We start from the raw sequence: 25,198 nt of genomic DNA on the forward strand, positions 1-25,198 counted from the left end.
TCACATGAAAAAATTACTTTTTGTACTCCTCCTCACACTGAGCCTGCAGGCTGCAGCCCAAGATGAAAAATACCAAGTCACCGAAGGCGACTACACCAATGAGCGTGTTGAAATGGCAGATGCCATGCGACAAAGCGGCAAGATTTACGTAGTAGTTGCGGTAGTAATGACCATCTTTGCAGCCATGGTGATTTACCTCGTCCGTCTGGACAAAAAGGTAGGAAAACTGGAAAAGGAATTGACAGCAAAGCAGGATTGATATGAAGAAGTCTCATATTTTTGGAATCGTAGTGATCGCAGCGGCCATTATGGTGATCATCTCTACCGCTGGAGATGCCAGCATTTATGTAGGGTTTGCAGAAGCCAAAGAAATGGCGCACGAGGGTGACAGCAAAAAAATACACGTAGTGGGTCAACTCAAAAAAGATGCGCAAGGAGAGATCGTCGGTATCCAAGATTCTCCCAACAAACTGGCCTTCTCTTTTATCCTCGTGGACAACAACAACGAAGAGCAACGCGTGTATTTCAATGAACCCATGCCAGCGGACTTTCTACGTTCTGAACAAGTGGTTGTTGTGGGCAACTTCCAAAACGACCATTTTCTCGCATCCAAAATATTGATGAAGTGCCCTTCCAAATACCAGGAAGAAACCATCGAAGTGAACGACGTTTAATTTTCCCCTATGCATTATTTCATTGGCTCTCTGGGTCACTTTTTGATCATCGCTGCATTCGTCAGTGCTTTGGTGTCTGCCTACGGCTATTTTCGTTCTGTACAATCTACTGAGATTACAGACAAAGACTCTTGGATGCGTTTCGCCCGGATAGCTTTTTGGGTACATGGCGGCTCGGCTATTGGGGTCGTCGCGACGCTCTTCACGATCATCAATAGGGGTTACTTTGAGTACCACTATGCTTACAGCCACAGTTCGACTGTCCTACCAGTCTACTACCAAATCTCCGCCTTTTGGGAAGGGCAGGAGGGGTCTTTCCTTCTTTGGATCTTCTGGAATGTCATCCTAGGGTTCGTCCTCATCCGTACCAACAAATTTTGGGAAGCCCCCGTAATGGCCATCTTCGCTATCGTACAGGGATTTTTGCTATCGATGATCCTCGGTGTGGTTCTTTTCAATCTCAAAATCGGCAGTTCTCCATTCATCCTCCTACGTGACGCGATGGATGCACCGATATTCAAAACCAGCCCGGATTTCATCCCCGAAGACGGCTCTGGACTAAACCCGCTACTCCAAAACTACTGGATGGTCATTCATCCACCGACCTTGTTCTTGGGTTTTGCGACAACCCTGATTCCCTTTGCGTACTGTATCGCTGGGTTATGGTTGGGCAAATTCAAAGAATGGATCAGACCCGCCTTGCCTTGGTCGCTATTCTCAGCAGTCGTCCTAGGCGTGGGAATCTTGATGGGCGGCTACTGGGCTTACGAAACGCTCAACTTCGGCGGCTACTGGAACTGGGATCCTGTAGAAAATGCAGTCTACGTACCTTGGCTCGTTCTCATCGCAGCGATCCACACCATGATCGCCTTCAAGAAAAGTACCACTGCACTCAAATCAGCCATCATCCTTGCGGTATCGGCTTTCTTGCTGATCGTCTATTCTACATTCTTAACCCGAAGCGGCATCTTGGGTGATTCGTCTGTTCACTCCTTTACAGACTTGGGGCTCTCCGGTCAATTGCTCATTTATCTTCTGGCCTTTGTCCTTGGAACACTCTTTTTGATCATCAGATCATGGAAAAAACTCGAAAGCGATGAGCAGGAAGTATCTACCTACTCCCGAGAGTTTTGGATATTCATGGGTGCAACTGTGCTCTGTCTGATGGGCTTTCAGGTAATTATTCCTACGTCCATCCCAGTTTGGAATGCGATCCTCGAACTCGTCGGTGTTGACTCCAACATGGCCCCACCCGTGGATCAAGTAGGGTATTACACGCAGTATCAGCTTTGGGGTGGCGTATTGATCGCACTACTGTCAGGTACGGGGCAGTTTTTTTGGTGGAACAAAATGGACAAAACCAAACTCAAGGATGCACTACTGCTACCTGTTGTGCTTACATTGGCCATCACTGCAGCGGTCATCATCCTTTTCAAAGTCCAGAACATCAACTACATCCTCGTACTGACAGCAGGAACTTACTCCATCATCGCCAATGCCAAGATTTTATTGGATCGATGGAAAACCAATATCAATTTGTCAGGTGGTGCCATCAGTCACATCGGTATCGCCATGATGCTCTTAGGAGTATTGTTCTCCTCAGGCTACTCCAAGATCGTATCTCTCAATCAAACAGGACTGGTATGGAGCAAAGAATTTCCTGACGAAGTGAATCAAAAGAATTTGCTACTGTTCCAGAACGAAGACCGCCAGATGGGGGAATATTCGCTCAATTACAAAGGCACACGCAAACGTGTCGAAGGATTCCCTGGGTATGTCAACATCCATGACCTAAGGCAAGTAAGCGAAACAGAAGCTGTTGCACTTTCGAATCTGAAAACTAAGGGTAATGTGGTCTATAGCCGAGGAGATACCATGACTTTAATTACCCCAGAAACAAGCTATTTCGAAATCGAATACACCAAAGGTTCAAGTAAATTTAGTCTCTACCCGACTGTACAAATCAACGAAAAGATGAACATGACGGTCTTTTCTCCTGACATCAAACGCAAATTGGGCTTTGATCTTTACACACATGTGCGAACCTTCCCAGACCCAGATCAAGAAACTGAATGGAGTGAGGTAGAAGAAATAATTACTCAGCTCAACGAGCCTTTCTTCGTCAACGACTTTGTGGCCACACTCGAAAAGGTACAGAGGGTAAATGACGTAGAAGGCCTCAAGTTGAATGAAAGTGATGTTGCCATCAAAGCGACCATCAAGGTCAAAGGAGCTGAACAAGATTTCATGGCAGAGCCCTACTACATCATCCAAAACAACCAGGCGGGTCTCAAGTCAGCCATTGTACACGACCTAGGTGTCAAATTGACCCTCATGGCTATCGATCCAAAAAACAATGCCTTTAGCATCGGAACGAGTCGAACCCAAAAAGATTGGGTGATATTGGAGGCAGTTGAAAAACCTTTGATCAATGTATTATGGATAGGTACATTGATCATGGTCATAGGTTTCGTAATCGCCATCTTCAGGAGATATACGGAATTCACCAAAATGAAAAGTAAAGGGCTCGAATAAAGCTAGAAGCTTATCGTTTACTCAACCTACCTTAATTGTCTTCGGTAGATTCGGATTGATCCATGATTTCTATATCCTGAATTAGAATTCGCTTGGCTAAGGCCTGTCCTGTTTTAGTAGCGGCTAGCCCACCGAGGGCAGTTTCTTTGTAGCGGGCTTCCATACTTTCGCCTACCTCTCCCATCGCTTCGGCACATTCGTCTACTGGGATTACACTGCTGACGTGTGAGAGGGCTATTTGTGCTGATGAGTTTGCGATGGCTGCAGCGCTGGCATTTCTCACGACACAGGGAATCTCTACCAGCCCTGCTACTGGATCGCACACCAGACCTAGCATACATTGGAGGGTGATAGCTACTGCATTGAATATTTGATCTATGGAGCCACCTAGACAGTAGACAATACCTGCTGAAGCCATCGCTGCAGCACTACCTGTTTCGGCCTGGCAGCCACCTACTGCACCAGCGAGAGAGGCTTTTTGTTCCAAAATCAATGCGACACCTGCACCTAGCAAAAGTGCCTCGTAAATCTTTTGATCCTCTAGCTGATGGATAGATTGGAGAGTAGTGAATACGCCTGGCAAGATGCCCGAAGCACCAGCTGTCGGTGCGGCTACTACTCTGCCCATGCAAGAGTTAACTTCCTTCGCTCCTAGGGCACTAGCTATCAATTGTTTGAATTCGGGTGAGAGGACAGTGATGTCTGAGTTGGCAACTTTCTTGGCACCATTGTCTATCATGCCTGAGCGAGACTTCATGTCCTCGGTGAGTCCTGTATGGACGGCATCTTTCATCACTTGGTAGGCTTGGCTCAGACCAGACCATATATCGGATTCGGAAGCTCCTTTTTGCGTGATCTCATATTCCAATACTGCCTGATACAGTGGGATTTGATGAGTTTGGCTATAGGTCTTCCATCCTTCGAAACTATCGAATAGAAAACACATCTTTTTGGGGTTTGTTGTAGTGTAAAGGTAATGAGGATTAATTGGATTCCCAGTTTGGGATAAAGTAGTCTGAGCAAGTACATTTAAACGATCTTGAACGTTTGCAAAGCTAAGTCTACCAAAATGGGGTCTATTAGACTACCAATTTTAGATGCATTTGCCCTGATATTCAAAATTGAACTCAGATTACATTCATTCTAAAGAACTCCCAAGGCTTCTTTAGAATGATTTGTGCATTATTAAAATTTGATACCCAGTTTCAAATGAAGCATATGCATGCGGATAGAGAGATCAGCAGACAAATCATTGTTTTGATCATTGACTACATTGACCAGGCCATGATCATAGAAAACACCTCCATAAAGAAGGGAGTTGATCCCAGCTCCGTACTCGACACCTACTCCACCTGTGAATGAAACGTCAAAGAATCTAAATTTGTCGATCAAGACATTATCCTTGTCAAGGGGTTCGCTGTAGAGCAAAATCTCCCCCATGAAACCTAACTGGAAGAATAGCTTCATATCAGGTTGGATCTCATTGGTGTAGAGTTTGAGAGTTACTGGGATTTGAAGATATTGGATTTTGTATTGTTCTGTTTGGTTGAAGATTGAAGTCCGTATTTCATCAAAATTTGAAGCCTTGACAGAGAGTTTTTTAGGAGCAAATATTAACCCCGTCACAAAGGAATAATTAGGAGCAAGAGGAAACTCAAACTCTAGGCCGAATTTGGCTCTAAGAGCAGTTCCATCCTTAGACACCTGCGTATCATCATTTGGGTCATATTTCACATCCGTAAAGGAAAAACCTGGAGAGACAGTGAGGCCTATTCTAGGTTGAGCATAACTCACTAGAGATAAAAAAAGCAGGAGTAATGGTAGGAGGGTCTTTTTCATGAGTATAAAATAAATACTTTTGTTGTCAGATGGATTCTTGAACTCCATCGTGTAATTACAAATCTAAAGCTCATCCCATTGAAGATAGAAAATTATTCTCGATTTATTCAAAAAACTGTTTTACTGATTGTTGTGCTAGTGAGTTTCGCGGCTTGCGAGCAGAATAATTGTGACAATCTGAGCCAATATGAAAGCATAGAGGTGGACATTGAAGTAGATCACCTTGAGCGATCTTTGCGATCCTTGCAAAGTTGGCAGGAGACAGTTGCTTTTTTCGAAGCACACAGAGAGGTGGCCGATTATTTCCTAGATGCCAATCAATATCCGAATGATACGATTCTCGCCAAGCGTCTGTTCCGATTGATGCAAGATCCAAATATTGATTCTCTGTTTATGGAAGTGGAGGAGTATTTCAAAGATTTTGATTCCAAGAATGTAGCTGAGCTTCAATCTGCATACCGATTCATCAAATACCAATACCCAGAAACAAAAATTCCAAAAGTACAGACCATCATCACTGGACAGTACAATGACTTGTATGTTTCTGATTCTCTTATTGTGATTGGATTGGATTTCTTCATGGGGGATCATGCAAAATATCCACCCAATGACGTGCCTGCATATATAGTCAAGCGATACATGCGGGAAAGTGTGGCACCTATTGTATTGAGTTTTATTTCCAATGAGTTTAATCACATTGATAGTTCGCACGGAACTTTGCTGGCAGACATGGTTAATATAGGCAAATCGTATTATTTTGTTTCTTCTGCTTTGCCTTGCAAGCCTGATTCACTGATCATGGGCTATACTTCAGATGAGATGCGTCTCGTCAAAGGAAACCAAGAAATCATCTGGGCCAACCTGATAGAGAATGAGCTGCTCTATGAGACCAATCATTCTATTAAGAATAAATTTGTAGGGGAGAGTCCCAATATCTACGAAATCAGTGAAAAATGCCCTGGTAGAGTAGGTGGATGGGTTGGTTGGCAAATCGTAAAGAAATACATGGATAACAATCCAGAAGTCAGTTTGCAAGATTTGATGAAGGAAACCGATGCTCACAAGATTTTTCAGCTATCTGGGTACAAACCCAAAAATGTAGTTAACTAGTCTGCTGATCGAGGAAGTCTAGGAGCTTCTTACTTTGAATTTTTAGATCAAACCTCGTTTCGGCGAGGCGTCTGGCATTTTGCTGGTATTCGTTTAAAAGAAGTGCTTTGTCTAAAAACGGCTGGATATTTTCTACCAAGCTTTGACTTTGGTTGTGAATGAAGTGAAAGCCACACTTTTCTGTAGTGATGAGTTCTCCAATCCAACCCTCAAAATTGGTGATGATCAATTTGCCAGCAGCCAACGCATCATAGAGCTTGTTGGGACTACCTGTAAACAGGCTGTCATAGTTGGCAAATGAAATGAACATGGCATCTGCTTGATTGAGTACTTTGGCCACTCCATTTTTGTCTTCAAAATCCCTGATCTCAACATTGCTTAACCCAAGATCAGTTACTTGTCCCTCTATCTTTGGCTTGTCTGCCCCTGCGCCTATCAAGATGAATCTGATCGGGAGATGTTGAATCTCTGATGCAATCTGGATGATTCTGGAGAGATCATTGGCCAATCCAAACGTACCTGTATAGCAGATTACAAATTCCTTTGAATCTGGCTCAGAAATACTGGGTTGGAAAAACTCACAATCACTGATGTTGTAGATTGTTTCGGCAGGCACAGTGGGGGCTACTTGAGTAATGTACTTGGTGATGGGAGGTGACATACCGATGTTGCCAATAGAATTTTGATAGAACAATTTCTCTAGCCAAAAGGTGAATTTTTTGAGTAGGCGTGCATTAATAAATTTCATTTCGACAGGGACAAGTGGCCACAAGTCCCCTACTTCGAAAAAATACGGTCGTTTGTAAAAATATTTGTTGAATAGACCAATCAAACCTGTCGTCAATGGAGTAGTCATGACATAGCAGTAATCTATTTTGTCTACTTTGGTAGATTCGATGCATGCCAGTATCGAATATTGCAAAAAAGAGGTTACCCTACGCCAAAATTTATAGGTGTTGTCATATGAAACATGCAGGTAGACAGTTTCAATACCATTAATATTCTTAGTTATCTTTTGGCCATTGTGAGCTGTGATCATGGTGACCTGATGCCCCTTTTTCACCATTTCTAGTGCTAAAAGATAGGATCTAATGCTGCCACCATCTGATGGTGTTTTAAAATGTTGGTGAAAATAGAGTATCTTCAAAGTGTCGGCATTTCACATTTAAAATTGATAGTTCGAATTTAGTGCCATACGACTAATCCTACCAATAAAATATATAATCTATCATGTCTCTCATAATGCTTGGCTTAAAAATGAGTTGAATGGTAATGGTCTGTTCATAGTAGGTTTTCAAATTTGCCAAGGCTAAATGCGAAGAGGCCAATTGTTTTCGAGGGAATTGAATTCTTCAGAATGAGGCATAAAAAAGCCCTGACGAGATGTCAAGGCTTCAATATCTTATAGACGTATTCTTCTTATGAAGCAACCTCTTGGGTTTCTTTCAATTTAGCAATGCTAAATGATTTCTTCTCTTTGTGTCCACAATATCCACAAGTGAAATATTTGATCAATTCTCCTTCGTCTACAGTAGTAGGTGATTGTACGATTTCTTCCTTGTTTACTTTCAATGTTTGATAATTACATTCAGAGCATTTCAAAGCATGTAATCTACCGTTGTATTTTTCGATCTTGGTATATCCTGACTCTTCGTCAATCCATACGTCATAATCCACAGAAAAAGCGTCCTCTTCAGCCTGCATCCCTTCATCTAGGTAAACATCTTCTTCCTCTTCACTCAATAATTTCATTTTTCTACCATCAGGAGAAATTCTAGGCGTAAACCTGAGTACTTTCAATCTCTTTTCAATGTAGAATGGGTAGTAAAACTTCAAGATGTTTTGAACGATTACACCTGCTATAATTGCAAACATGGTACTCACAAAAAGTCTCACTAAAAACCACAACATTCCTGATTCAGAAACGAGCGTATTTGCATAGACCGCCCCAGCAATAATAACTAGTAGAGCACTGTACCAAAGCAAATTGATTTCATACATGTTGATGTAATCATATCTTGACTTAAAATCCTTGGTAATCAGCAATTTGAAATAATGACTGGCAAGGATTAGCAAGCCTACCCCGGCAATCGCATATGAAACGTAGTGACCATACATATTCCAAGTTTCCAGTAGGCTTTGATCGATTTTATTCATTGCGTTAAGCTTTAATTAGTGGTATTAGTTGTTAAGGTTTCTTATTTGATAAACTGTCCAATCACGGAAATTATCCAAATATATATAAAATGAGTAATTCTCTTACTCACGCATTGTTAAAATTACGTAAAAAAACTTTAGCCCTTATCCTTCCTATCTCTCTTTAAGTGTACAGAAATTTGGATTTAAAGTCAAAGAAAGAAAAAAACCACTCTGAAAAAGAGTGGTTTGTATTTTTTTTAACCGTTCATTGAGATTAAAAACTCCTCATTGTTTCTGGTTCCTTTCATCTTGCCTAGTAAGAATTCCATGGCTTCTGCTGAGTTCATATCGTCCATGAATTTCCTTAAGATCCATACTTTGGACAATTCGTCTTTGTCCATCAACAGATCTTCTCTTCTTGTCCCTGATGCTGGGATGTCGATTGCTGGATACACTCTCTTGTTAGATAGTTTACGATCCAGTTGAAGTTCCATGTTACCCGTTCCTTTGAATTCTTCGAAGATTACTTCGTCCATTTTCGAACCTGTTTCTATCAATGCAGTAGCTAGAATAGTCAAAGAACCACCGTTTTCTACATTTCTTGCAGCACCAAAGAATCTCTTTGGTTTGTGCAGGGCATTGGCATCCACACCACCCGAAAGGATCTTGCCACTAGAAGGTACTACCGTATTGTGTGCACGAGCGAGTCTTGTAATTGAGTCCAACAGGATCACTACGTCATGACCGCATTCAACCATTCTCTTGGCTTTTTCCAACACTATATTGGCAACTTTCACATGTCTCTCTGCTTGTTCGTCAAACGTAGAAGCAATCACTTCTGCCTTTACACTACGAGCCATGTCTGTTACTTCCTCTGGTCGTTCATCGATCAACAAGATCATTAGGTAGACTTCAGGGTGATTTTGTGCGATAGCGTTTGCTACATTTTTCAACAAGACTGTTTTACCTGTCTTTGGTTGTGCTACGATCATGCCTCTTTGTCCCTTACCAATCGGTGAGAACAAATCCATGATTCTAGTAGAGTAGTCTGTAGCCTTATAGCTCAAGTTCAATTTTTCCTCTGGGAACAAAGGAGTCAAGTACTCAAATGGCACTCTGTCTCTGATTTCTTCTGTCGTCTTACCGTTGACAGTTGTCACTTTCAATAGTGCAAAATATTTTTCACCGTCTTTTGGAGGTCTAATTTGGCCAATCACCGAGTCACCAGTTTTCAATCCAAACAACTTGATTTGCGATGGAGAAACATAAATATCGTCTGGACTAGCCAAATAGTTGTAATCTCCTGATCTCAAGAAACCATATCCATCTTGCATGATTTCTAGTACACCACCGTTTTCGATCACACCATCAAAATCCTTGACACTGTTGTTGTACTCGGCTTTTTTAGAATTTTTCTCAGGGCGTTTTTCTCTGTCCTGACGTTCTCTATTTTCTTGGCGTTCTGCCTTTTCAACATCACTAGAGTCAGCCTCACTCTTGGGCTGTCCTTGTTCGCTTGGTTGCTTCTGTTCTTTTGGCTCCCTTTGCTCTCTTGGTTCTCTTTGTGGTTTTGCTTCTCTTGGCTCTCTTCTTGGTTGTGCTTCAGCTTTAGGCTTTTCAGCTGAGGCTTTGGCTCCAGACCCATCTATATCCAAATCAAAAGATTTCAATACATCGTCAGCACTTTTATCTGCTGGGGATTTTTCTTCTCTTCTTTCTGGTCTAGGTTCTGATTTGGGTTTTCTTTCTGTATCAGCTGGTTTTTCGGCAATAACTGTCTCTGCTTTGGATTGAGACTCTTTGGCTTTGATTTGTTTGGCAGGCTCTGGATTGACCGCTTGTTCGTCCAGTATTTTGTAGATAAGCTCTTTTTTTGCGGCTCTTTTAAAATTTTTGACTCCCAGACCCTCAGCTATTTCCTTTAGCTCAGACAGTAGTCTGTCATTCAATTCTTCGATGTTGTACATAATTGTTATTAATGATCTGTGCTTAATTCGATTAAGCCTAATATTCTGTGATGTGTATTATATTGTAAATACGGTATTGAAAGTCTATCTATAGTACTGCTCGAGAAGCAGAAAAGAATAGTCCATGTTCGATGGTGGCGCAAGTATATGCCAACTACATATTATTAACAAATATATAAATAATTATTTCTTCCTGCTATAAACCCCGATTTATTAGCCTGATAATGCCTTGATGATATAAATTTGCCCACTTGAATTTAAGCGTCAGATATGTTATTGGTATCAGAAATAATAGACAACAAAGATCAATTTGTTGCAGGGTTAGAAAAAAGAGGAATTGAGAATGCTTTGTTGCTCCTAGATGAGGTCATTGCTCTTGACAACAAGAGAAAAGCCACTCAAACAGAGCAGGATGAGGCTTTGGCAGAGGCCAATCAGCTAGCCAAGTCAATCGGCTCTCTCATGAAGGAGGGTAAAAAACAAGAAGCAGACCAGGCAAAACAAAAATCTTCCGAGCTTAAAATCAAGACCAAGGATTTGGGTCAAGTGTTGGAAAGTACCAAGATAGAACTGGAAAATAAACTCTATCAAATCCCAAATATACCTAATGAAGACGTCCCCACAGGTAAGTCAGAAGAAGACAATGAAGTCATATTTGCTGTAGATAGTCTCCCTGAGTTGACCGAAAATGCTTTGGCACATTGGGATTTGATCAAAAAATATGACATCATAGATTTTGACTTGGGCGTGAAAATCACAGGGGCTGGATTCCCAGTGTACAAGGGCAAAGGTGCTCGACTACAACGGTCTTTGGTCAATTTTTTCTTAGACGAGGCTGAGAAAGCTGGATACTATGAAATACAACCCCCAATTGTAGTCAACGAAGCTTCTGGATATGGTACAGGTCAGTTGCCTGACAAAGAAGGTCAGATGTACCACCTCACTGATACGGATATGTATCTGATTCCAACTGCTGAAGTACCGTTGACCAACTTGTACAGAGATGTGATTTTGGATGAAAAGGAATTGCCTATCAAAAATGTAGGTTTTACACCGTGTTTTAGACGTGAAGCAGGGTCATGGGGTGCACATGTGAGAGGGCTCAACCGCCTTCATCAGTTTGATAAGGTAGAGATAGTACAAATACAGCATCCAGACAAGTCATTTGAGACATTGGATCAAATGGTCAAACATGTAGAAAGTTTGCTCAAGAAATTGGAGTTGCCTTATCGGATTCTCAAATTGTGCGCTGGTGATCTAGGTTTCACTTCATGCATCACTTATGACTTTGAAGTGTATTCTGCAGGTCAAAAACGTTGGTTAGAGGTCAGTTCGGTAAGTAATTTCAAAACTTACCAAGCCAACAGACTGAAATTGCGTTACAAGGATGAGAACAACAAAAAGCATTTGTTGCATACTCTAAACGGCAGTGCTTTGGCTCTCCCAAGAATCATGGCCGCCATTCTAGAAAATGGTCAAACAGAAAATGGAATACAGATTCCAGCAGTGCTAAGACCCTATACACAATTCGATACGATTGATTGATGAGTGACGACTACCATATCCGCAAAGGAGTAGAAGCAGACTTGCCTACAGTATTGGAGCTGATCAAAGAATTGGCCATATATGAGCGGGCTTTGCATGAAGTCAGCAATACCATCGAGATGATGAAGAGGGATGGATTTGGAGAGGAACCGGTCTTTGGCTTTTTGGTGGCAGTGTCTAGTGAGACGGGTCGGATTGTGGGTTTGTCGCTGTACTACTATAGATACTCCACCTGGAAAGGTAAGAGACTCTATCTCGAAGACCTCATTGTCACCGAATCAGAGCGTGGCAAAGGGGTTGGCAAATTACTCATGGATCATACCATCGAGTTTGGCAAAAGCCAAAACTGTACAGGCATGATGTGGCAGGCATTGGATTGGAATGAGCCTGCTCTCAATTTCTACAAACTATATGGGGCAACTTTTGACAGTGAGTGGGTCAATTGCCATCTGGATTTTGCTTAAAGTACCTGCTTTAGCAGTGTTCTAAAAGACATTACCTTATCTCCATACCTAGAAATCACATCCATTTGCAGTTTAGCTCCGTATGTGTCTTGGTAGGTTTGAATATCCTTAGCCGACTTGGCAAAATATTGAAAAGCGTAGGTCGTTCCTTGTGGTTCTTCACTCAAAAGTTGAAATATTTTACACTCAATAAAGTAGCCAGTATTCATTACGTCTTTGACATGAGTCTCTTTCATCCACTGAAGCCATTCTGACTCGATCTCCTTTTCTACATTCATTGTCACATTATAAAGAACCATATTATTATCAACTATTACGGGTGCAAAAATTCATTTATCTATATAATCATCAAAGTAATAGATTTATTTCGGGCATTCATCGAAGATTTTAAAATAGTCACAATACAAAGATTACATTTACTCCTCTTGTGTGGAGTAACAGATAGCGTTTATCATGGGATATCAAAGAATAGAAAGAATAAGTGAGGTTTGGAAAACCATTGAAGGATTTTCCAATTATGAGGTATCAAACCAAGGTGCAATCAGAAGAAAGGCAAGAAAGACATGGCATAGCGGTTCAAAAAAGGATATTTTTCTCAAAGAACGTGTCATGAGACAGCGATGGAACAAAAGCTGCAAATGCTTTTTCCTTGATTTGCTCAACGATGAAGGCAACAGAAAGACAGTCTATCCACACAAAGAAGTAGCCAATGCATTTTGCATCAATGTGCTCCCAGAAATACACACCATGATTGTTCATCTGGATAACAATCCCAAAAACAATGATTCTACGAATTTAGAGTGGGTTTCACCTTCTGAGCACATGTCGTTCCAGTTTGAAGTGGGCAACAAAGACAATTTCAAGGTTTGGAAAACGAGAAAGAAAAGATATAAAAACGGATTCAAAGATCAACCTCAAACTTCTTTCAAACAAGAAGTTCGAAAAATGGCATAAACCAGGCTTACTTAACTTGCCAACCTGCCTTTTACTTTAACCTACCTATTCCTTATTTTCCGATCAGGACAAAAGGAGACCAATAGTATGGATGAGCAAATTGACCACCTTGGTTGATTAAGCTCATCTTTGCTTGTTTTAGGGCATATGCATAACTCAAACTGCTGTTCAAGTCATTAGGTATAGGCTTGTCTAAGAAGTTGCTGTAAAATTCAATCATCAATTGTTTGGTAGATTCATCAGACACTTTCCAGAGAGATACTGTGATATTCTTGGCACCTGCATATATCAAAGCTCTCGAAAGCCCGATAATTCCTTCACCACTTTTGATTTGTCCCAACCCTGTTTCACATGCAGAGAGTGTCACTAGCTCGGCATTCAAATCTATGTTGTACACCTCTCCAGAGAACAAAATGCCATCCTCTGCTTTGGTCAAAGAGTCTCTCGTCATAAAGATTCCTGAAAACTCTGGCTCTTCCTGATTCACAAAACCATGTGACGCGATATGTACATAGTTGTAAAGATCCATCGTGCCTGCTTTGGCAATTTCTTCCTTAGCGTTATAATGGAGGTAGCTATCTGCTTTTTTCCCATTGTCAGCAAACATTTTTGAAAGCGTCTTGGACTCTTCTTCAGTGCCTGGCAGAGAGGGGATTTCACTTTCAGATATAGCAATTCCTTTTCTCAAGTTGATCGCCATATCAGACTCCTCGTAGGATTTTTGTTTTGCATCTCTCAAGGCATCCAGTGCATTTTTGAAATCCACTGGAGCGATAATCATTCCATCCTTTTCTGCTTTGGGTCTGACCGTCTTTTCGTTCCTAAAAGTCTTGTAAAGCAAATTGGCAGAGAAGGTATATGATAAATTGTAATCTCTCACCAAATAGGGCAGTGAGCCATAATCAGGAATCTCTGAATCTACATCTCGGGTCAGCAGTGCTTCAAATGGAATAGTCGACATCAATCCATCTTGCACAATGATCAAATTCTTGATGTGCTTGGGGATTTCCATCGGGAACAACTGCTCGTACATCATTCGGGCATATTTGGTATATACCCTGTCACTCTTATACAAAATACCCTTTCTCAGCGCCTTTAGATTTTTGTCATAATCACGCTTTTTGTAGGTTTTAGTAATCCTAAAATTATTCTTCTCTATTTGTGTGACATAGATGCTGTCAGAGGCCAAGTAATAAGAGAGCATCATGGTAGAATCGTTCAAAAATGATTGGACCTGATCCAAACTCGTAATTTGGATGTCGTACTTCAAATCATAATATTTTGGATAATCGGTTTCGAACTGATAAATCAAGTCTTCATATTCTCGATTCGCTGCAAAGAGCTCTCTTTGGTAAAATTCTACCATTGTACTGTCAGGATTGGCGGCCAACTCTTGCGTGTAATTGTTGATCAAATCTTTTAACTCCTTCTCTTGGTACAGGAGCGTCTCAGGAATCCCACCATATGATTTTGCATTGGATTCAGCCAAAGAAGAAAATAAGATTGCTCCTTTGTCCTTTTCGGTAAAGAAGAAAAATCTATCCTGATACTCCTTAAGTTTTTTGGGATAGGATACATCTGTACCCAACAATTTCACGTTTTGTTCATTGAGCAATCGCGTCAATGAATAAGAAGCATTGATAGATGATTCATAAATTTTGCTAGACAGGTCGCTCAGCTCTATCTGGTCTCTGCGGTCAGTATATGATTGTCTGATCTGATCGACCAAACTATCACTCAAGATGAAGCTGTGTAGAGAAATATCCAAGCCTTTTACATTTTCACTCCTTCTAAAACCTTCTTCCAATAACTCTCCCTTGTAGCTCAAGTAATAAAGCAAATCCTTGTTGTCAAAGAAGTTGACCAAAATTGGATTGACGAAAACATTTTGGTTGTCAAAATCAATGATACTTGAATTGATTGCACTTTGAATAAACTCCAATGCAGATACTATATCTCCCCGCTCACCATACACCCGAGCTAGGTTGTGATAGGCATTGGCGACATTGGGGTGTTCTGAGCCATGGATCGCAATATCTATGTCCAATGCCTTTTTGAAATAACGAATGGCAAGGTCAAAATCACCAAAGAAATAATAAATACTGCCTAGGTTGTTGTTGGCAGCTGATGAGTTGACGTGATTCTCTCCTACTAGCTTAAAATTGATGTCCAATACTTGGTTGTAGTATTTCAATGCCTCAGGGAATTTTTCCTGATACATATACGTGTTGCCGAGACCTAAAAAGCTCTGGACGCTATTTTGATGTTCTAACCCAATTGTTTGAGAAAATAGATCCAAAGCTTTCTGGTAATATTGTTCTGCTTGGATGTAGTCACCTTGGTTTTTGTACACATCAGCAAAGCCTAGATAGATAGATCCATACTTTGGGTTTTTTTCGTGGAGAAATTTCTTGTATATCACAAGCGCCTGTCGGTAATACTGCAGCGCCAATTCATATACCCCACTATTGGAATAAATATCAGCAATACCTACATAGGTAGTGGCGACATCTGGGTGATTCTCTCCAAAGACCTTCTTATTTATTCTGAGGGCATGTTCGTAATATTCGGTAGCTAGGTTGTAAGACCCCTTGTTGCGGTAGAGGTTTCCCAAGCTCAAGTAGGAGTTGGCTACATAGGGATGGTTTTCACCCAAAATAGCCAAATTGGTCTCTAGTGCAGTTTGAAAATGCTTGAAAGCTTCTTCATACTGGTTTTTTCCAAAATATACATTGCCAATACCCAAACTAGTAGGTGCTGAGAAAAGAACGTCTTCGTGAAATTCGTGATTAGCAATAGATAATGCTTTTTCATATTCCTTGAGCGCCAGTTCATGTTGGCCTGTGAGGTAGTGAATGTTCCCAATGTTGTTGAGTGCATTTGCTTTTTCAATGTCCCATTCACCGAGGTGTAGATCAGCTAGGTCATAAGCTTCTTGAGCCAACTTCATAGCTCGGTCTAGGTCAAAGGTTCCACAAAAATTCTCGGCAATCTTGTTGTCCGAAGCAATAATACCTCTCCAATACTTATCCTTTACATAAATCTCTCTGGCCTTCTCAAAATGATAAATGGAACTATCGTGCTTGTTGAATAACAAAAAGGTATCGCCTTTATGAAAGTGGTCATCACCTAGCGCCTTTTGGGAATAAGCAGAATTATAAATACAGATTGATAATAAGAAGGCTTGTATTACAACAATTCTAATCTTCACTTTTTTATTTTATTTAAAAGACCTAAGGAAGTCTATTTTATTGCTTTTTTTTTGATATTGCAGATGCAATGTATTTAAATGACTCTGCAATCAATAGGTAAAAATAATTTATTATTAGTTATGAGAAAGGTTTTTACAATTCTTCTATTGTGTCCCTTGTACCTTTTCGCTCAAGAAAAACCAGCGGTAGACGCCAACTATTATGTTGGAGAAGATGGTAAACTATATTGGCATGGAAAAAAACCTGTTTATATCTTCATAGCTGACAATCCAGAAGGTGCTAATGCGCATAAACTGGAGAGTCAAATACATCCACAATTTACTAATCCTTTATACCTTGATACTGAGGGGATTAATTACTTTAGAACCAATTGGGCAGCAGATTCATCGCTCAAGCAAATGGTACCAAAAGTGGAAGTTTTATTTGAAGTATATAGAGACAGCAACCCTCCCGTCACTTCGGTTTCTTACACAGGGGCTCAAAAATTCAAAGGTGCTGATGGTGTCCAGTACTATGGGAAAAACCTAAGTTTGAGCGCTGTAGCCAGTGACAAACACTCTGGGGTGCAAAAGACATTTTATTCTATTGACAATGCTCCTTTTGCTGTTTATTCTGATTCTATCCCACTGAACACAGATAAAAAATTTGATGTAAAAGTCTACTCTGCAGACAATACTGGCAATGTAGAAGCCATCCAAATGTTCGATTTTGTGGTGGATATGAAAAGCCCTGTCTCTGAGTATTCGGTTCACAATGATCGAAGTGGGATGATTTTTTCTCCGAGAACCTACTTGAAAATAAAATCTACTGATTTGGGATCTGGTATTTCTAAAGTGGTTTACCAAATAGACGACCAAGCAGAAAAGACATTTACAGATCAAATCAATCTATCCACACTGTCCGACGGCAATCACAAGATTAAATTCTATGCGTATGACAATGTGAAAAACAAAGAAGAAGAACAGATTATTGACTTCTATCTTGATAGTACAGTACCTACGGTAGAAGCGACCGTGGTTGGTGACCAATACCAGAATAGAGGTAGGGTTTTCATTTCGACAAGAACAAAAGTAAAACTGGTAGCGGAAGACAACAAGGCAGGAGTAAAGACTATCAAATACTCTATCAACGGAGCTGAGCCAGAAACTTACTATGAACCCTTCGAGTTAAACAAAGAACAGGGCCATCATGTGGTGACTTATTTCGCTACAGATAAGGTCAACAATACCTTGGAAGGAAAATTGGAGGAAGCCAATCTGAGCCGTTCTTCCCTAGATATAGACATGGTAGCACCAGAAATTTCTTATGATTTCAAAGGCCGTAAGCATGTGTCACGTGACACTACTTTTGTCACTAGTCAATCAGAGATTGCTCTTTCTGCCTTGGACAAAGACAGTGGAATCAAAGATTTAGGTTACAAAATCAATGGTGGCCAAGGTCAAACGTATTCAGGACCAATCAAGCTTGAAGAAGAAGGTTTCTACACCATCGATTTTTATGGCACGGATCAAGTCAACAACCGAAACACAAAGTCATTCTTCTTTGTAGTTGACAATACGGGCCCTGCTATTGAGCATATTTTGAGTATGGAACCAATTGGTACGATCTCTTTAGAAGAAAAATCAGGAGTGCCTATCAAGGTTTATTCTCAAGGGGTAAAATTATTCCTTGGTGCTACTGACAAGACCATCGATACAGACAAGGTATTCTATACTCTGGATAACCAAGCTGAAATTGAGTACATTAAGCCAATTACGATTCAGAAGAAAGGATTGGTTACTTATCAGGTAAGAGCCACGGATAAGCTTGGCAATGAGACTAGATCTGAAAAATTCGAAATATTTATCAAGTAAGAATAGATTATAAATAGAAGATCTGAAGGAGTTCTAATCAATGATACGGTTAGAACTCTTTTCTTTTTAAGATATGTTGCTCCACAACAAGTGACGCTTTTGGCTGAATAGTTGTTTTTTGATTAGGCTGTGTTCTGTGGAGGATAGCTCTGGGTCGGACGCTAGAATCTGTCTAGCAAGTTCTCTCGTCAGTTTAAGAATATGGCTATCTTGGGTGATGTCTGCTATCTTTAGATCCAATAGACCACTTTGTTGGGTACCTAACAAATCTCCTGGCCCTCTGATTTCTAGATCTTTCTCTGCGATTTTAAAACCATCGGTGGTTTCAACCATGCATTTGATTCGCTCTCTGGCTTCTTTGGATAGTTTAGGTCCACTCATGAGGATACAGTACGATTGATCAGCCCCTCTGCCTACACGTCCTCTCAGTTGATGCAATTGAGATAACCCAAATCTCTCGGCATTTTCTATTACCATGACTGATGCGTTTGGTACATTGACACCTACTTCGATGACTGTAGTAGCTACCATGATTTTGGTTTCGCATTTCAGAAATCGCTTCATTTCATATTCTTTGTCAGCGGCTTTCATTTTTCCATGAAGAATACTGATAGCCTCATGAGGGAATGCACGTGAAATACTTTCGTACCCATCCATCAAATCTTTGTATGCCAGTGTTTCGGACTCTTCAATTAGAGGATAGACTATATATACCTGTCGCCCTTCTTCTATTTGTCTTCTGATGAAACCAAATAGTTTGGATCTATTTGCATCCGTGAGCTGAGTTGTTTTGATAGGTTTTCTTCCTTGTGGGAGCTGATCGATGGTAGATATTTCTAAGTCACCGTACAAGGTCATCGCTAGTGTCCTAGGTATCGGAGTAGCTGTCATGACAAGGACATGGGGATAATGGTGTTGGGATTTTTGCCACAGTTTGGCACGCTGCGCCACACCAAATCGATGTTGTTCATCGATGACCACCAGTCCTAGGTTTTGGAATTCAACATTGTCTTCAATCAGAGCATGGGTACCGACTATGATGTCCAATTCGCCATTTTTGAGCGCGTCTAGGTTCTTTTTTTTCAAGCTCTTTTTGGTAGAACCTGTGATCAATGCCGTTTTCAACCCTAGTTTTTCACTGAATTCGGCCAATCCATGATAGTGCTGTGTCGCGAGGATTTCTGTGGGAGCCATGATGCTGGTTTGGTAGCCGTTGCTGATAGCAATCAGCATGCAAATGAATGCAGTAATGGTCTTGCCACTGCCTACATCTCCTTGCATCAATCGATTCATTTGATAGCCTGATTGTAGATCGGTGTATATCTCCTTGACAACTCTTTTTTGTGCATCGGTGAGTTCAAACGGTTTATGTTTGGTATAAAACTCGTTGACAAGGTGGCTTTTTTTGAAGACAATTCCTCGATGCTTTTCTTGGCGCTCGACCTTTTCTTGGAAGATCTTGAGTTGTATAAAAAACAGCTCGTTGAATTTCAGACGGAGCAGGGCTTGCTGTAACTGATCTTGACTATGTGGGAAGTGTATCCAGCTAAGTGCCGACTGATAACCTATCAATCTGTTGTTTTGAAGAATATGGGAGTCTACAATTTCATCTACTCTGTACGAAGGGTGCTGGAGCACGCTTTTCACCAACTTGCTCAGCGCTTTGCTATCTATGTATCGTCGTTTTAATTTTTCTGTGGTAGGATATACAGGTAGGTAGTCATCGCCTTTTTGTTCGTTGCCTGGAGTGATGATTTCTATTTCTGGGTGACTGATAGAGAATTTCCCATTGAATAAAACAGGTTTGCCATAGACGACATAGGGCACACCGGCTTTCAATTTTTTGATCATCCAGTTGACTCCTTTGAACCACAGCAGTTCAATCTCGCCAGTCTGATCGGCAAACTGTGCGCTCAATCTCTGTTTTTTGCTTTCTCCTTTGAGTCCTATGCCTACAATTACTCCTTTGATTTGAACATACCCATCGTTGTCTTCTAGGTCTTTTATTTGAGAAAAGTGAGAACGGTTTTCGTAGCGAAAAGGAAAATAATTGAGGAGGTCTTCTACAGTAACAATTAATAATTCTTCCTCTAGCAATTTTGCTTTGACAGGACCTACCCCCTTCAAAAACTCAATTTTTGTTTGAAGAAAAGAAGCCATTGTTTAGTTATTCCATTCCAGCGTGTTGAGCATGTGTACCATGTCCATTTTGATGTGGTCAATGACAGGTCTCAAAGAATCGTTTTCTGTGGAGCTCTTAAAATACAATGCACATCTCAAAAAGTGCTCAGTAGAATCAGTGACATGAAATTGAAATTGGCTAGGGACTTCACCACTGAGCTCCATGAGTGTGGCACTCATTCCGTTGGGGAGTTTGACGACACTTTCGTCAATTGAGTAGGCTTTTACCCCATGCTCTGAAGTCAGTTTGTAGGAATCTTTTAGGAGTTCTTCGAGTACAGCACGGTCTTGTTTTACGGGTTTGTAGGTTACCTGTATGTCGGCATTGTAGGCAGGATAATGCAAGTCTATCCAATAACGCTCCGATATCCATGAACCATCTTTGACGATCTCGGCAGACGTTGGGTACTCGAATAGATAAGGAAAGCTGTCAGGCATGGCTCTGAATACGCTTGGGCTCATTTCGATTCTGTTGTACCCTTTGGGCTTGGGTACGTAATGTGATTCGCAGGAGACCAAAAGTACTATTGCCAAAAAAAACAGTGTTATTCTCATTATCTTTTGATTACTACCCTTACTTTTTTAATTCTTTTCTCGTTGACGGAGGTGATGACAAATGTGAATCCATCAAAGACAATTTTCTCCCCAGCCAGTGGCAAGGCAGAATTGATTTCGAGCAATAAACCCCCGAGCGATTCGCTCTCACCTTTGACTGATTCAAATTTTTTGTGATCTACGTCTACGATTTTACAAAAATCCATGATGGACGTTTTTCCCTCAAATATGAAAGTATTTTGGTCTATTTTTTTGTACTCTGCCTCCGTTTCGTCATCGAATTCATCGTTGATTTCTCCTACGATTTCCTCTATGACATCTTCCATGGTGATCAATCCTGATGTCCCGCCATATTCATCTACCACGATGGCAATGTGGATCCTTCTTTCTTGAAAATCCTTGAACAAGGTATCAATTTTTTTGGTTTCAGGGACGAAAAAGCCTGGTCTTAGGAGTCCTTGCCATTCGAAAGTCTCGTCCTCACCAAGATGTGGGAGTAAATCTTTGATGTAAAGAATTCCCTCGATCTTGTCGATGGTTTCTTTGTAAATGGGAATCCTAGAGTACCCTGTCTTGTTGATTTGATTCATCAATTCATGAAAATCCGTTTCCATGTCCAAGGCTGTAATGTCCATTCTGGATTTCATGATTTGCTTTACTGAGAGCGTACCAAAGTTCACAATACCCTTTAGGATGCCTTTTTCTTCTTCAGTGGTCTCTTTGTCGGTGGCTATCTCTAATGCGTGATTGAGCTCTGCGACGGAGACATTGTACCCCTTTCTTTCGATCCTACTTTCAAAGATGTGGCTCACCTTGATGAGCATCCATGATAGTGGACTAAATAGTTTGTTGGACAATACTAACAACTTGGAAGTCTTTTGAGCGAATGACCAATTGTTTTGATTGGCATAGACTTTTGGAACAATTTCTCCCAAAAACACGATGAGGAATGTAATCACTACCGTCAATACTCCCAAAACGGTTTCGGTTGAATAGTACGAAGATGTCAACCGCAAAGTCACATAAGTCGATATCATCACTATCGAAATATTGATGAAATTGTTGAGGATCAAGATCGTTGCTAATAGCTTGTTGGGATCAGCTAATAGATGAATGATTCGCTTGTTAGGAGGGGAATCATCTCCCTCGTTGATTACCTGATCGAGGGACAATGAGAAGTAAGCAACTTCTGATCCTGAAACCAAGGCAGAGCCTATAAATAATAGGATTACCAATACCAGATTGGCGATCAAAAAATAGATTTCAGGACCAGAAAGAAATGCTGCAAGTAAAAAATGTCCCGGGAGTGGGTCGTCCATTAGTTAATGATTAATTTTTAAAAAGGAAGATCGTCAATTTCATTTGAATCTTCAACTGTAGAATCTACGATTTCAGTTTTGGTGGGTTGGCTATTGGATGAATAATCACCTGATGCCGCGCCATCTGGTCGCCCACCTAGTAGGGTCATTTCTCGACCTACTACTTCGGTGATGTACTTGGTTACCCCGTCTTTGTCTTCATATGATCTAGACGTCAGTTTTCCCTCTATATAAACTTGATTCCCTTTCTTCAGGTACTTCTCAGCAATTTCTGCCAATGGAGACCAGAGTACTAGGTTGTGCCACTCAGTAGTAGTCACTCGTTCTCCTTGTTTGTTTTTATAGGTTTCGCTAGTAGCCATCGAAAAATTAGCTACGGCTCTTCCGTTTTCCAAATGTCTTACTTCTGGGTCTTTGCCCAAGTTTCCAACTAAGATTACTTTGTTTACTCCTGCCATTATTGTGTCGTTTAGGTTTGAAAATTATACATCTCAGAAAGCTCTTGATACAAAAACCTTTCGACGGGTTTTGGTACTGCAAGACTTTCTAGATCACTAAGATGGACAGCTTCCAATTTATTATCCTGACAAATTAATTTAAAATCCTTGCTTTCTGTGACTTGAACGACATGAAAGTTAATGTGCAATTTTTGGTGAGTAAGAATGTGTTTATACTCTTCCGAGCTTGCGATTAACTCGACATGACCCCACTCACTGCTTTTAAGAATGTCAAAAATACTGCTTTTTCGATCTTTATCAGATTCAAACAATAGAAAATCATACAAACCTTGCCAGATATCTTGACTTTTTCTCTTGTGAAGCGCCAAATGACCCTCATGAATGAATACGAGGTAATCGAAATAGCGGTTTTTTACTTTAATTTTTTTGCTTTTGACTGGGAGTAAGTTTTGTACTTTTTTGCTCCGTGCGACACAATGATTATTGAGAGGGCAGGTATTGCATTTTGGATTGGTTGGGAGACAGATCGTCGCGCCGAGTTCCATGATGGCTTGATTGAAGTCTCCTGCGTTTTGTGAAGGCACTATGGATAAGCCTAGTTCGAAAAACTCTTTGAAGGTGCTGCCAATAGAAATGTCAGAGTATATTTCAAATAGTCGTGAATAGACCCTGTAGGCATTCCCATCAATAGCAGGTACGGGCTCGTCATAGCATATGGATGCCAAAGCGCCTGCGGTGTACTTACCTATCCCGATCAACTGAATTAAATCAGTATAATTGTCAGGAAACTGACCGTTCATCTCCTTTATGATTTGATTGGCACATTTGTGCATGTTGCGAGCTCTTGAATAATAGCCCAATCCTTGCCAAAGTTTGAGAATATCATCTATAGGTGCACCCGCAAAAGCGTCAATTGTGGGGTAGTGTTTTACAAACTTTAAATAATATGACAGGCCCTGTGCGACCCTTGTTTGTTGGAGGATTATTTCCGACAACCAGATTTTATATGGGTCTTTGGTGGCTCTCCAAGGTAATTCTCTGTAATTCAGACCATACCATTTGAGGAGTTTTGAGACTAGTTTTTGGATGGACGTAGCGTCAGTTTTAGTTTTCAATCCGGAATATTATTTCAATGTGTATGATTTTTTGTTTTTATTTGCGCTCTGATTTCGAAAAAAGGTCAGATGGCTAAATTAGCCTTATTACAAGATTTCTACTACATATAAATTAGATTCAACGTGACGAAAGCAGATGTGATCAACGAGATCGCCGAGAAAACAGGAATTGACAGATTGGATGTCCAAGCTTCAGTAGAAGCATTTTTTAGCGTAGTGAAAAGTTCAATGGCAGATGGCGAAAATATATACGTCCGTGGTTTTGGAAGTTTCATCAATAAAAAGAGAGCAAAGAAGATTGCTAGGAATATATCAAAGAACACCGCGATGGTGATTGATGAGCATTACATCCCTAGCTTCAAACCATCCAAGGTGTTTGTAGAGAAAATCAAAACAAGCAGCAAACTAGGATAAGATGTCACTACACCGATGGTTGGTTTTGATAGGAGGATTGCTACTGGTTTTTCTGCTGTTTAGCCTGCCCAAAGTAGTAGTGGACAATGATGCCGTCGACACTGAGATAACCCAGTCGTCGACCTCCGAAATCGAAGAGACACATAGCTTTTCTTTCTCTCAAAAGGATCAAGATCGAAGAGACGCTCTTTTAAATTTGCTTGATTCCTCTTCTGTAAAGGAAAAAAGCACTATCTTTGCGGACTCTTTGGCTAGACTGTACCTATCGTACAACAAGCTAGACAGTGCTTCACACTTCGCAGATGTGATTTTGGCACTGGATAGTTCGATAAACGGGCAGAGACTGGCGGGAGAAATTTATTTCCAGCTATTTGGTATAGCGTTGAATCAGGCTGATTTAGCAAAGTATGCCAAGAAGGCTCAGGATTGTTTCCAAATAGTAATTGCGGAGCAAGAAGATCCTGACACCAAGGCGAAGTTGGCTATGACGAAAGTCATTTCTGACAACCCCATGGAAGGAATAGGCATGTTGAGGGAAATACTAGAAGAGTATCCCGATAATATTACTGCTCTATACAGTCTTGGATTGCTGTCAATGCAATCTGGTCAATATGACAAAGCTGTAGAGAGATTTGAGAAATTGATGACTATTGATCCAGCTAATCAACAAGCTGCGTTTCTATTGGCAACTAGCTATTTTGAAACCAATCAGCGTGAGAAAGCCAAACAGTGGTTTGAAAATATAAAAAGTACTGGTACTGATCCAGCGATTATTTCTTCGACAGATCAGTACTTGAAAGAATTAAACGAATTGTAAATCATTAAAGATTTTTTGTTATGCCGTGTGGTAAAAAAAGAAAAAGA

General features: G+C 40.7%; 22 protein-coding genes. 10 read left to right on the forward strand and 12 right to left on the reverse strand.

Translation table 11 applies throughout. From position 1 onward, the window contains the following. Positions 1-4 precede the first annotated feature (4 nt). The 3 genes from N6H18_RS06330 to ccsA are packed head-to-tail and all read left to right on the forward strand — an operon-like array spanning position 5 to position 3,209. Complete coding sequence (locus tag N6H18_RS06330) at positions 5-259, forward strand: CcmD family protein (protein WP_262310998.1); 255 nt, start codon at positions 5-7, stop codon at positions 257-259. A 1-nt stretch (position 260) separates the two neighbouring features. Beyond that, positions 261-674 (forward strand): cytochrome c maturation protein CcmE, encoded by a 414-nt coding sequence (locus N6H18_RS06335; protein ID WP_262310999.1) that lies wholly within the window; start codon positions 261-263, stop codon positions 672-674. A gap of 9 nt (positions 675-683) precedes the next feature. After that, complete coding sequence (gene ccsA, locus N6H18_RS06340; protein WP_262311000.1) at positions 684-3,209, forward strand: cytochrome c biogenesis protein CcsA; 2,526 nt, start codon at positions 684-686, stop codon at positions 3,207-3,209. 31 nt (positions 3,210-3,240) lie between these two features. On the opposite strand, the gene sdaAA is transcribed toward ccsA, so the two are convergent. Together sdaAA and N6H18_RS06350 are read right to left on the reverse strand one after the other, a co-directional pair. Beyond that, the gene (sdaAA, locus tag N6H18_RS06345) at positions 3,241-4,155 is read right to left on the reverse strand and encodes an L-serine ammonia-lyase, iron-sulfur-dependent, subunit alpha (RefSeq protein WP_262311001.1); all 915 of its coding nucleotides are present in this window, start codon (positions 4,153-4,155) and stop codon (positions 3,241-3,243) included. Positions 4,156-4,394: 239 nt separating this feature from the next. After that, a complete protein-coding gene (locus N6H18_RS06350; RefSeq protein WP_262311002.1) occupies positions 4,395-5,048 on the reverse strand; it encodes a porin family protein in 654 nt (217 codons plus the stop codon). A gap of 78 nt (positions 5,049-5,126) precedes the next feature. Between N6H18_RS06350 and gldB the strand changes: the two genes are divergently transcribed. Beyond that, the gene (gene gldB / locus N6H18_RS06355) at positions 5,127-6,158 is read left to right on the forward strand and encodes a gliding motility lipoprotein GldB (RefSeq protein ID WP_262311003.1); all 1,032 of its coding nucleotides are present in this window, start codon (positions 5,127-5,129) and stop codon (positions 6,156-6,158) included. Here the strand turns inward: gldB and N6H18_RS06360 are convergent. From N6H18_RS06360 to rho, 3 genes are all read right to left on the reverse strand, one after another. Further along, the gene (locus tag N6H18_RS06360) at positions 6,151-7,305 is read right to left on the reverse strand and encodes a glycosyltransferase family 4 protein (RefSeq protein WP_262311004.1); all 1,155 of its coding nucleotides are present in this window, start codon (positions 7,303-7,305) and stop codon (positions 6,151-6,153) included. The two genes, gldB and N6H18_RS06360, sit on opposite strands and share 8 nt — an antisense overlap. A 272-nt stretch (positions 7,306-7,577) precedes the next feature. Then, positions 7,578-8,315, reverse strand: a complete 738-nt coding sequence (locus N6H18_RS06365; protein WP_262311005.1) for a hypothetical protein — start codon at positions 8,313-8,315, stop codon at positions 7,578-7,580. Positions 8,316-8,554: 239 nt separating this feature from the next. Beyond that, positions 8,555-10,264, reverse strand: coding sequence for a transcription termination factor Rho (gene rho, locus N6H18_RS06370; protein WP_262311006.1), 1,710 nt, complete (start codon positions 10,262-10,264; stop codon positions 8,555-8,557). A gap of 270 nt (positions 10,265-10,534) precedes the next feature. On the opposite strand from rho, the gene serS reads away from it, so the two are divergent. Both serS and N6H18_RS06380 read left to right on the forward strand, forming a co-directional pair. Beyond that, a complete protein-coding gene (serS, locus tag N6H18_RS06375; RefSeq protein ID WP_262311007.1) occupies positions 10,535-11,809 on the forward strand; it encodes a serine--tRNA ligase in 1,275 nt (424 codons plus the stop codon). After that, a complete protein-coding gene (locus N6H18_RS06380) occupies positions 11,809-12,273 on the forward strand; it encodes a GNAT family N-acetyltransferase (RefSeq protein WP_262311008.1) in 465 nt (154 codons plus the stop codon). Before serS ends, N6H18_RS06380 begins: the two co-directional genes overlap by 1 nt. Here N6H18_RS06380 and N6H18_RS06385 read toward each other — a convergent pair. Then, the gene (locus N6H18_RS06385; RefSeq protein WP_262311009.1) at positions 12,270-12,572 is read right to left on the reverse strand and encodes a DUF4286 family protein; all 303 of its coding nucleotides are present in this window, start codon (positions 12,570-12,572) and stop codon (positions 12,270-12,272) included. The genes N6H18_RS06380 and N6H18_RS06385 overlap by 4 nt on opposite strands. Positions 12,573-12,726: 154 nt before the next feature. Here N6H18_RS06385 and N6H18_RS06390 point away from each other — a divergent pair, with 154 nt between their 5' ends. Then, a complete protein-coding gene (locus N6H18_RS06390; RefSeq protein WP_262311010.1) occupies positions 12,727-13,227 on the forward strand; it encodes an NUMOD4 domain-containing protein in 501 nt (166 codons plus the stop codon). A gap of 52 nt (positions 13,228-13,279) precedes the next feature. Here N6H18_RS06390 and N6H18_RS06395 read toward each other — a convergent pair whose 3' ends face one another. After that, positions 13,280-16,438: a CHAT domain-containing protein gene (locus tag N6H18_RS06395; protein ID WP_262311011.1), complete on the reverse strand. Its 3,159-nt coding sequence runs from the start codon at positions 16,436-16,438 to the stop codon at positions 13,280-13,282. A gap of 120 nt (positions 16,439-16,558) precedes the next feature. Between N6H18_RS06395 and N6H18_RS06400 the strand changes: the two genes are divergently transcribed. Continuing rightward, positions 16,559-18,292 (forward strand): OmpL47-type beta-barrel domain-containing protein, encoded by a 1,734-nt coding sequence (locus tag N6H18_RS06400; protein ID WP_262311012.1) that lies wholly within the window; start codon positions 16,559-16,561, stop codon positions 18,290-18,292. 66 nt (positions 18,293-18,358) lie between these two features. Here N6H18_RS06400 and recG read toward each other — a convergent pair whose 3' ends face one another. From recG to mutY, 5 genes are read right to left on the reverse strand one after another with little or no spacing between them, the layout of a single operon-like run. Then, positions 18,359-20,452 carry an ATP-dependent DNA helicase RecG gene (gene recG / locus N6H18_RS06405; RefSeq protein WP_262311013.1) on the reverse strand — a complete coding sequence of 698 codons (2,094 nt, stop codon included), beginning with the start codon at positions 20,450-20,452 and terminating at the stop codon, positions 18,359-18,361. Between the two features lie 3 nt (positions 20,453-20,455). Beyond that, positions 20,456-21,007, reverse strand: coding sequence for a gliding motility lipoprotein GldD (gldD, locus tag N6H18_RS06410; RefSeq protein ID WP_262311014.1), 552 nt, complete (start codon positions 21,005-21,007; stop codon positions 20,456-20,458). A gap of 20 nt (positions 21,008-21,027) precedes the next feature. Beyond that, positions 21,028-22,347: a gliding motility-associated protein GldE gene (gldE, locus tag N6H18_RS06415; RefSeq protein ID WP_262311015.1), complete on the reverse strand. Its 1,320-nt coding sequence runs from the start codon at positions 22,345-22,347 to the stop codon at positions 21,028-21,030. Between the two features lie 17 nt (positions 22,348-22,364). Then, positions 22,365-22,805: a single-stranded DNA-binding protein gene (locus N6H18_RS06420; RefSeq protein WP_262311016.1), complete on the reverse strand. Its 441-nt coding sequence runs from the start codon at positions 22,803-22,805 to the stop codon at positions 22,365-22,367. 11 nt (positions 22,806-22,816) lie between these two features. Continuing rightward, entirely contained in the window at positions 22,817-23,920 is a 1,104-nt protein-coding gene (gene mutY / locus N6H18_RS06425; RefSeq protein ID WP_262311017.1) for an A/G-specific adenine glycosylase, read from the reverse strand. 123 nt (positions 23,921-24,043) lie between these two features. Between mutY and N6H18_RS06430 the strand changes: the two genes are divergently transcribed. Together N6H18_RS06430 and N6H18_RS06435 are read left to right on the forward strand one after the other, a co-directional pair. Then, a complete protein-coding gene (locus N6H18_RS06430; RefSeq protein WP_262311018.1) occupies positions 24,044-24,334 on the forward strand; it encodes an HU family DNA-binding protein in 291 nt (96 codons plus the stop codon). Position 24,335: 1 nt separating this feature from the next. Continuing rightward, positions 24,336-25,151, forward strand: a complete 816-nt coding sequence (locus N6H18_RS06435) for a tetratricopeptide repeat protein (protein ID WP_262311019.1) — start codon at positions 24,336-24,338, stop codon at positions 25,149-25,151. The last annotated feature ends 47 nt before the right edge of the window (positions 25,152-25,198 follow it).

Source organism: Reichenbachiella agarivorans, assembly GCF_025502585.1.
GTDB classification, from domain to species: Bacteria; Bacteroidota; Bacteroidia; order Cytophagales; family Cyclobacteriaceae; genus Reichenbachiella; species Reichenbachiella agarivorans.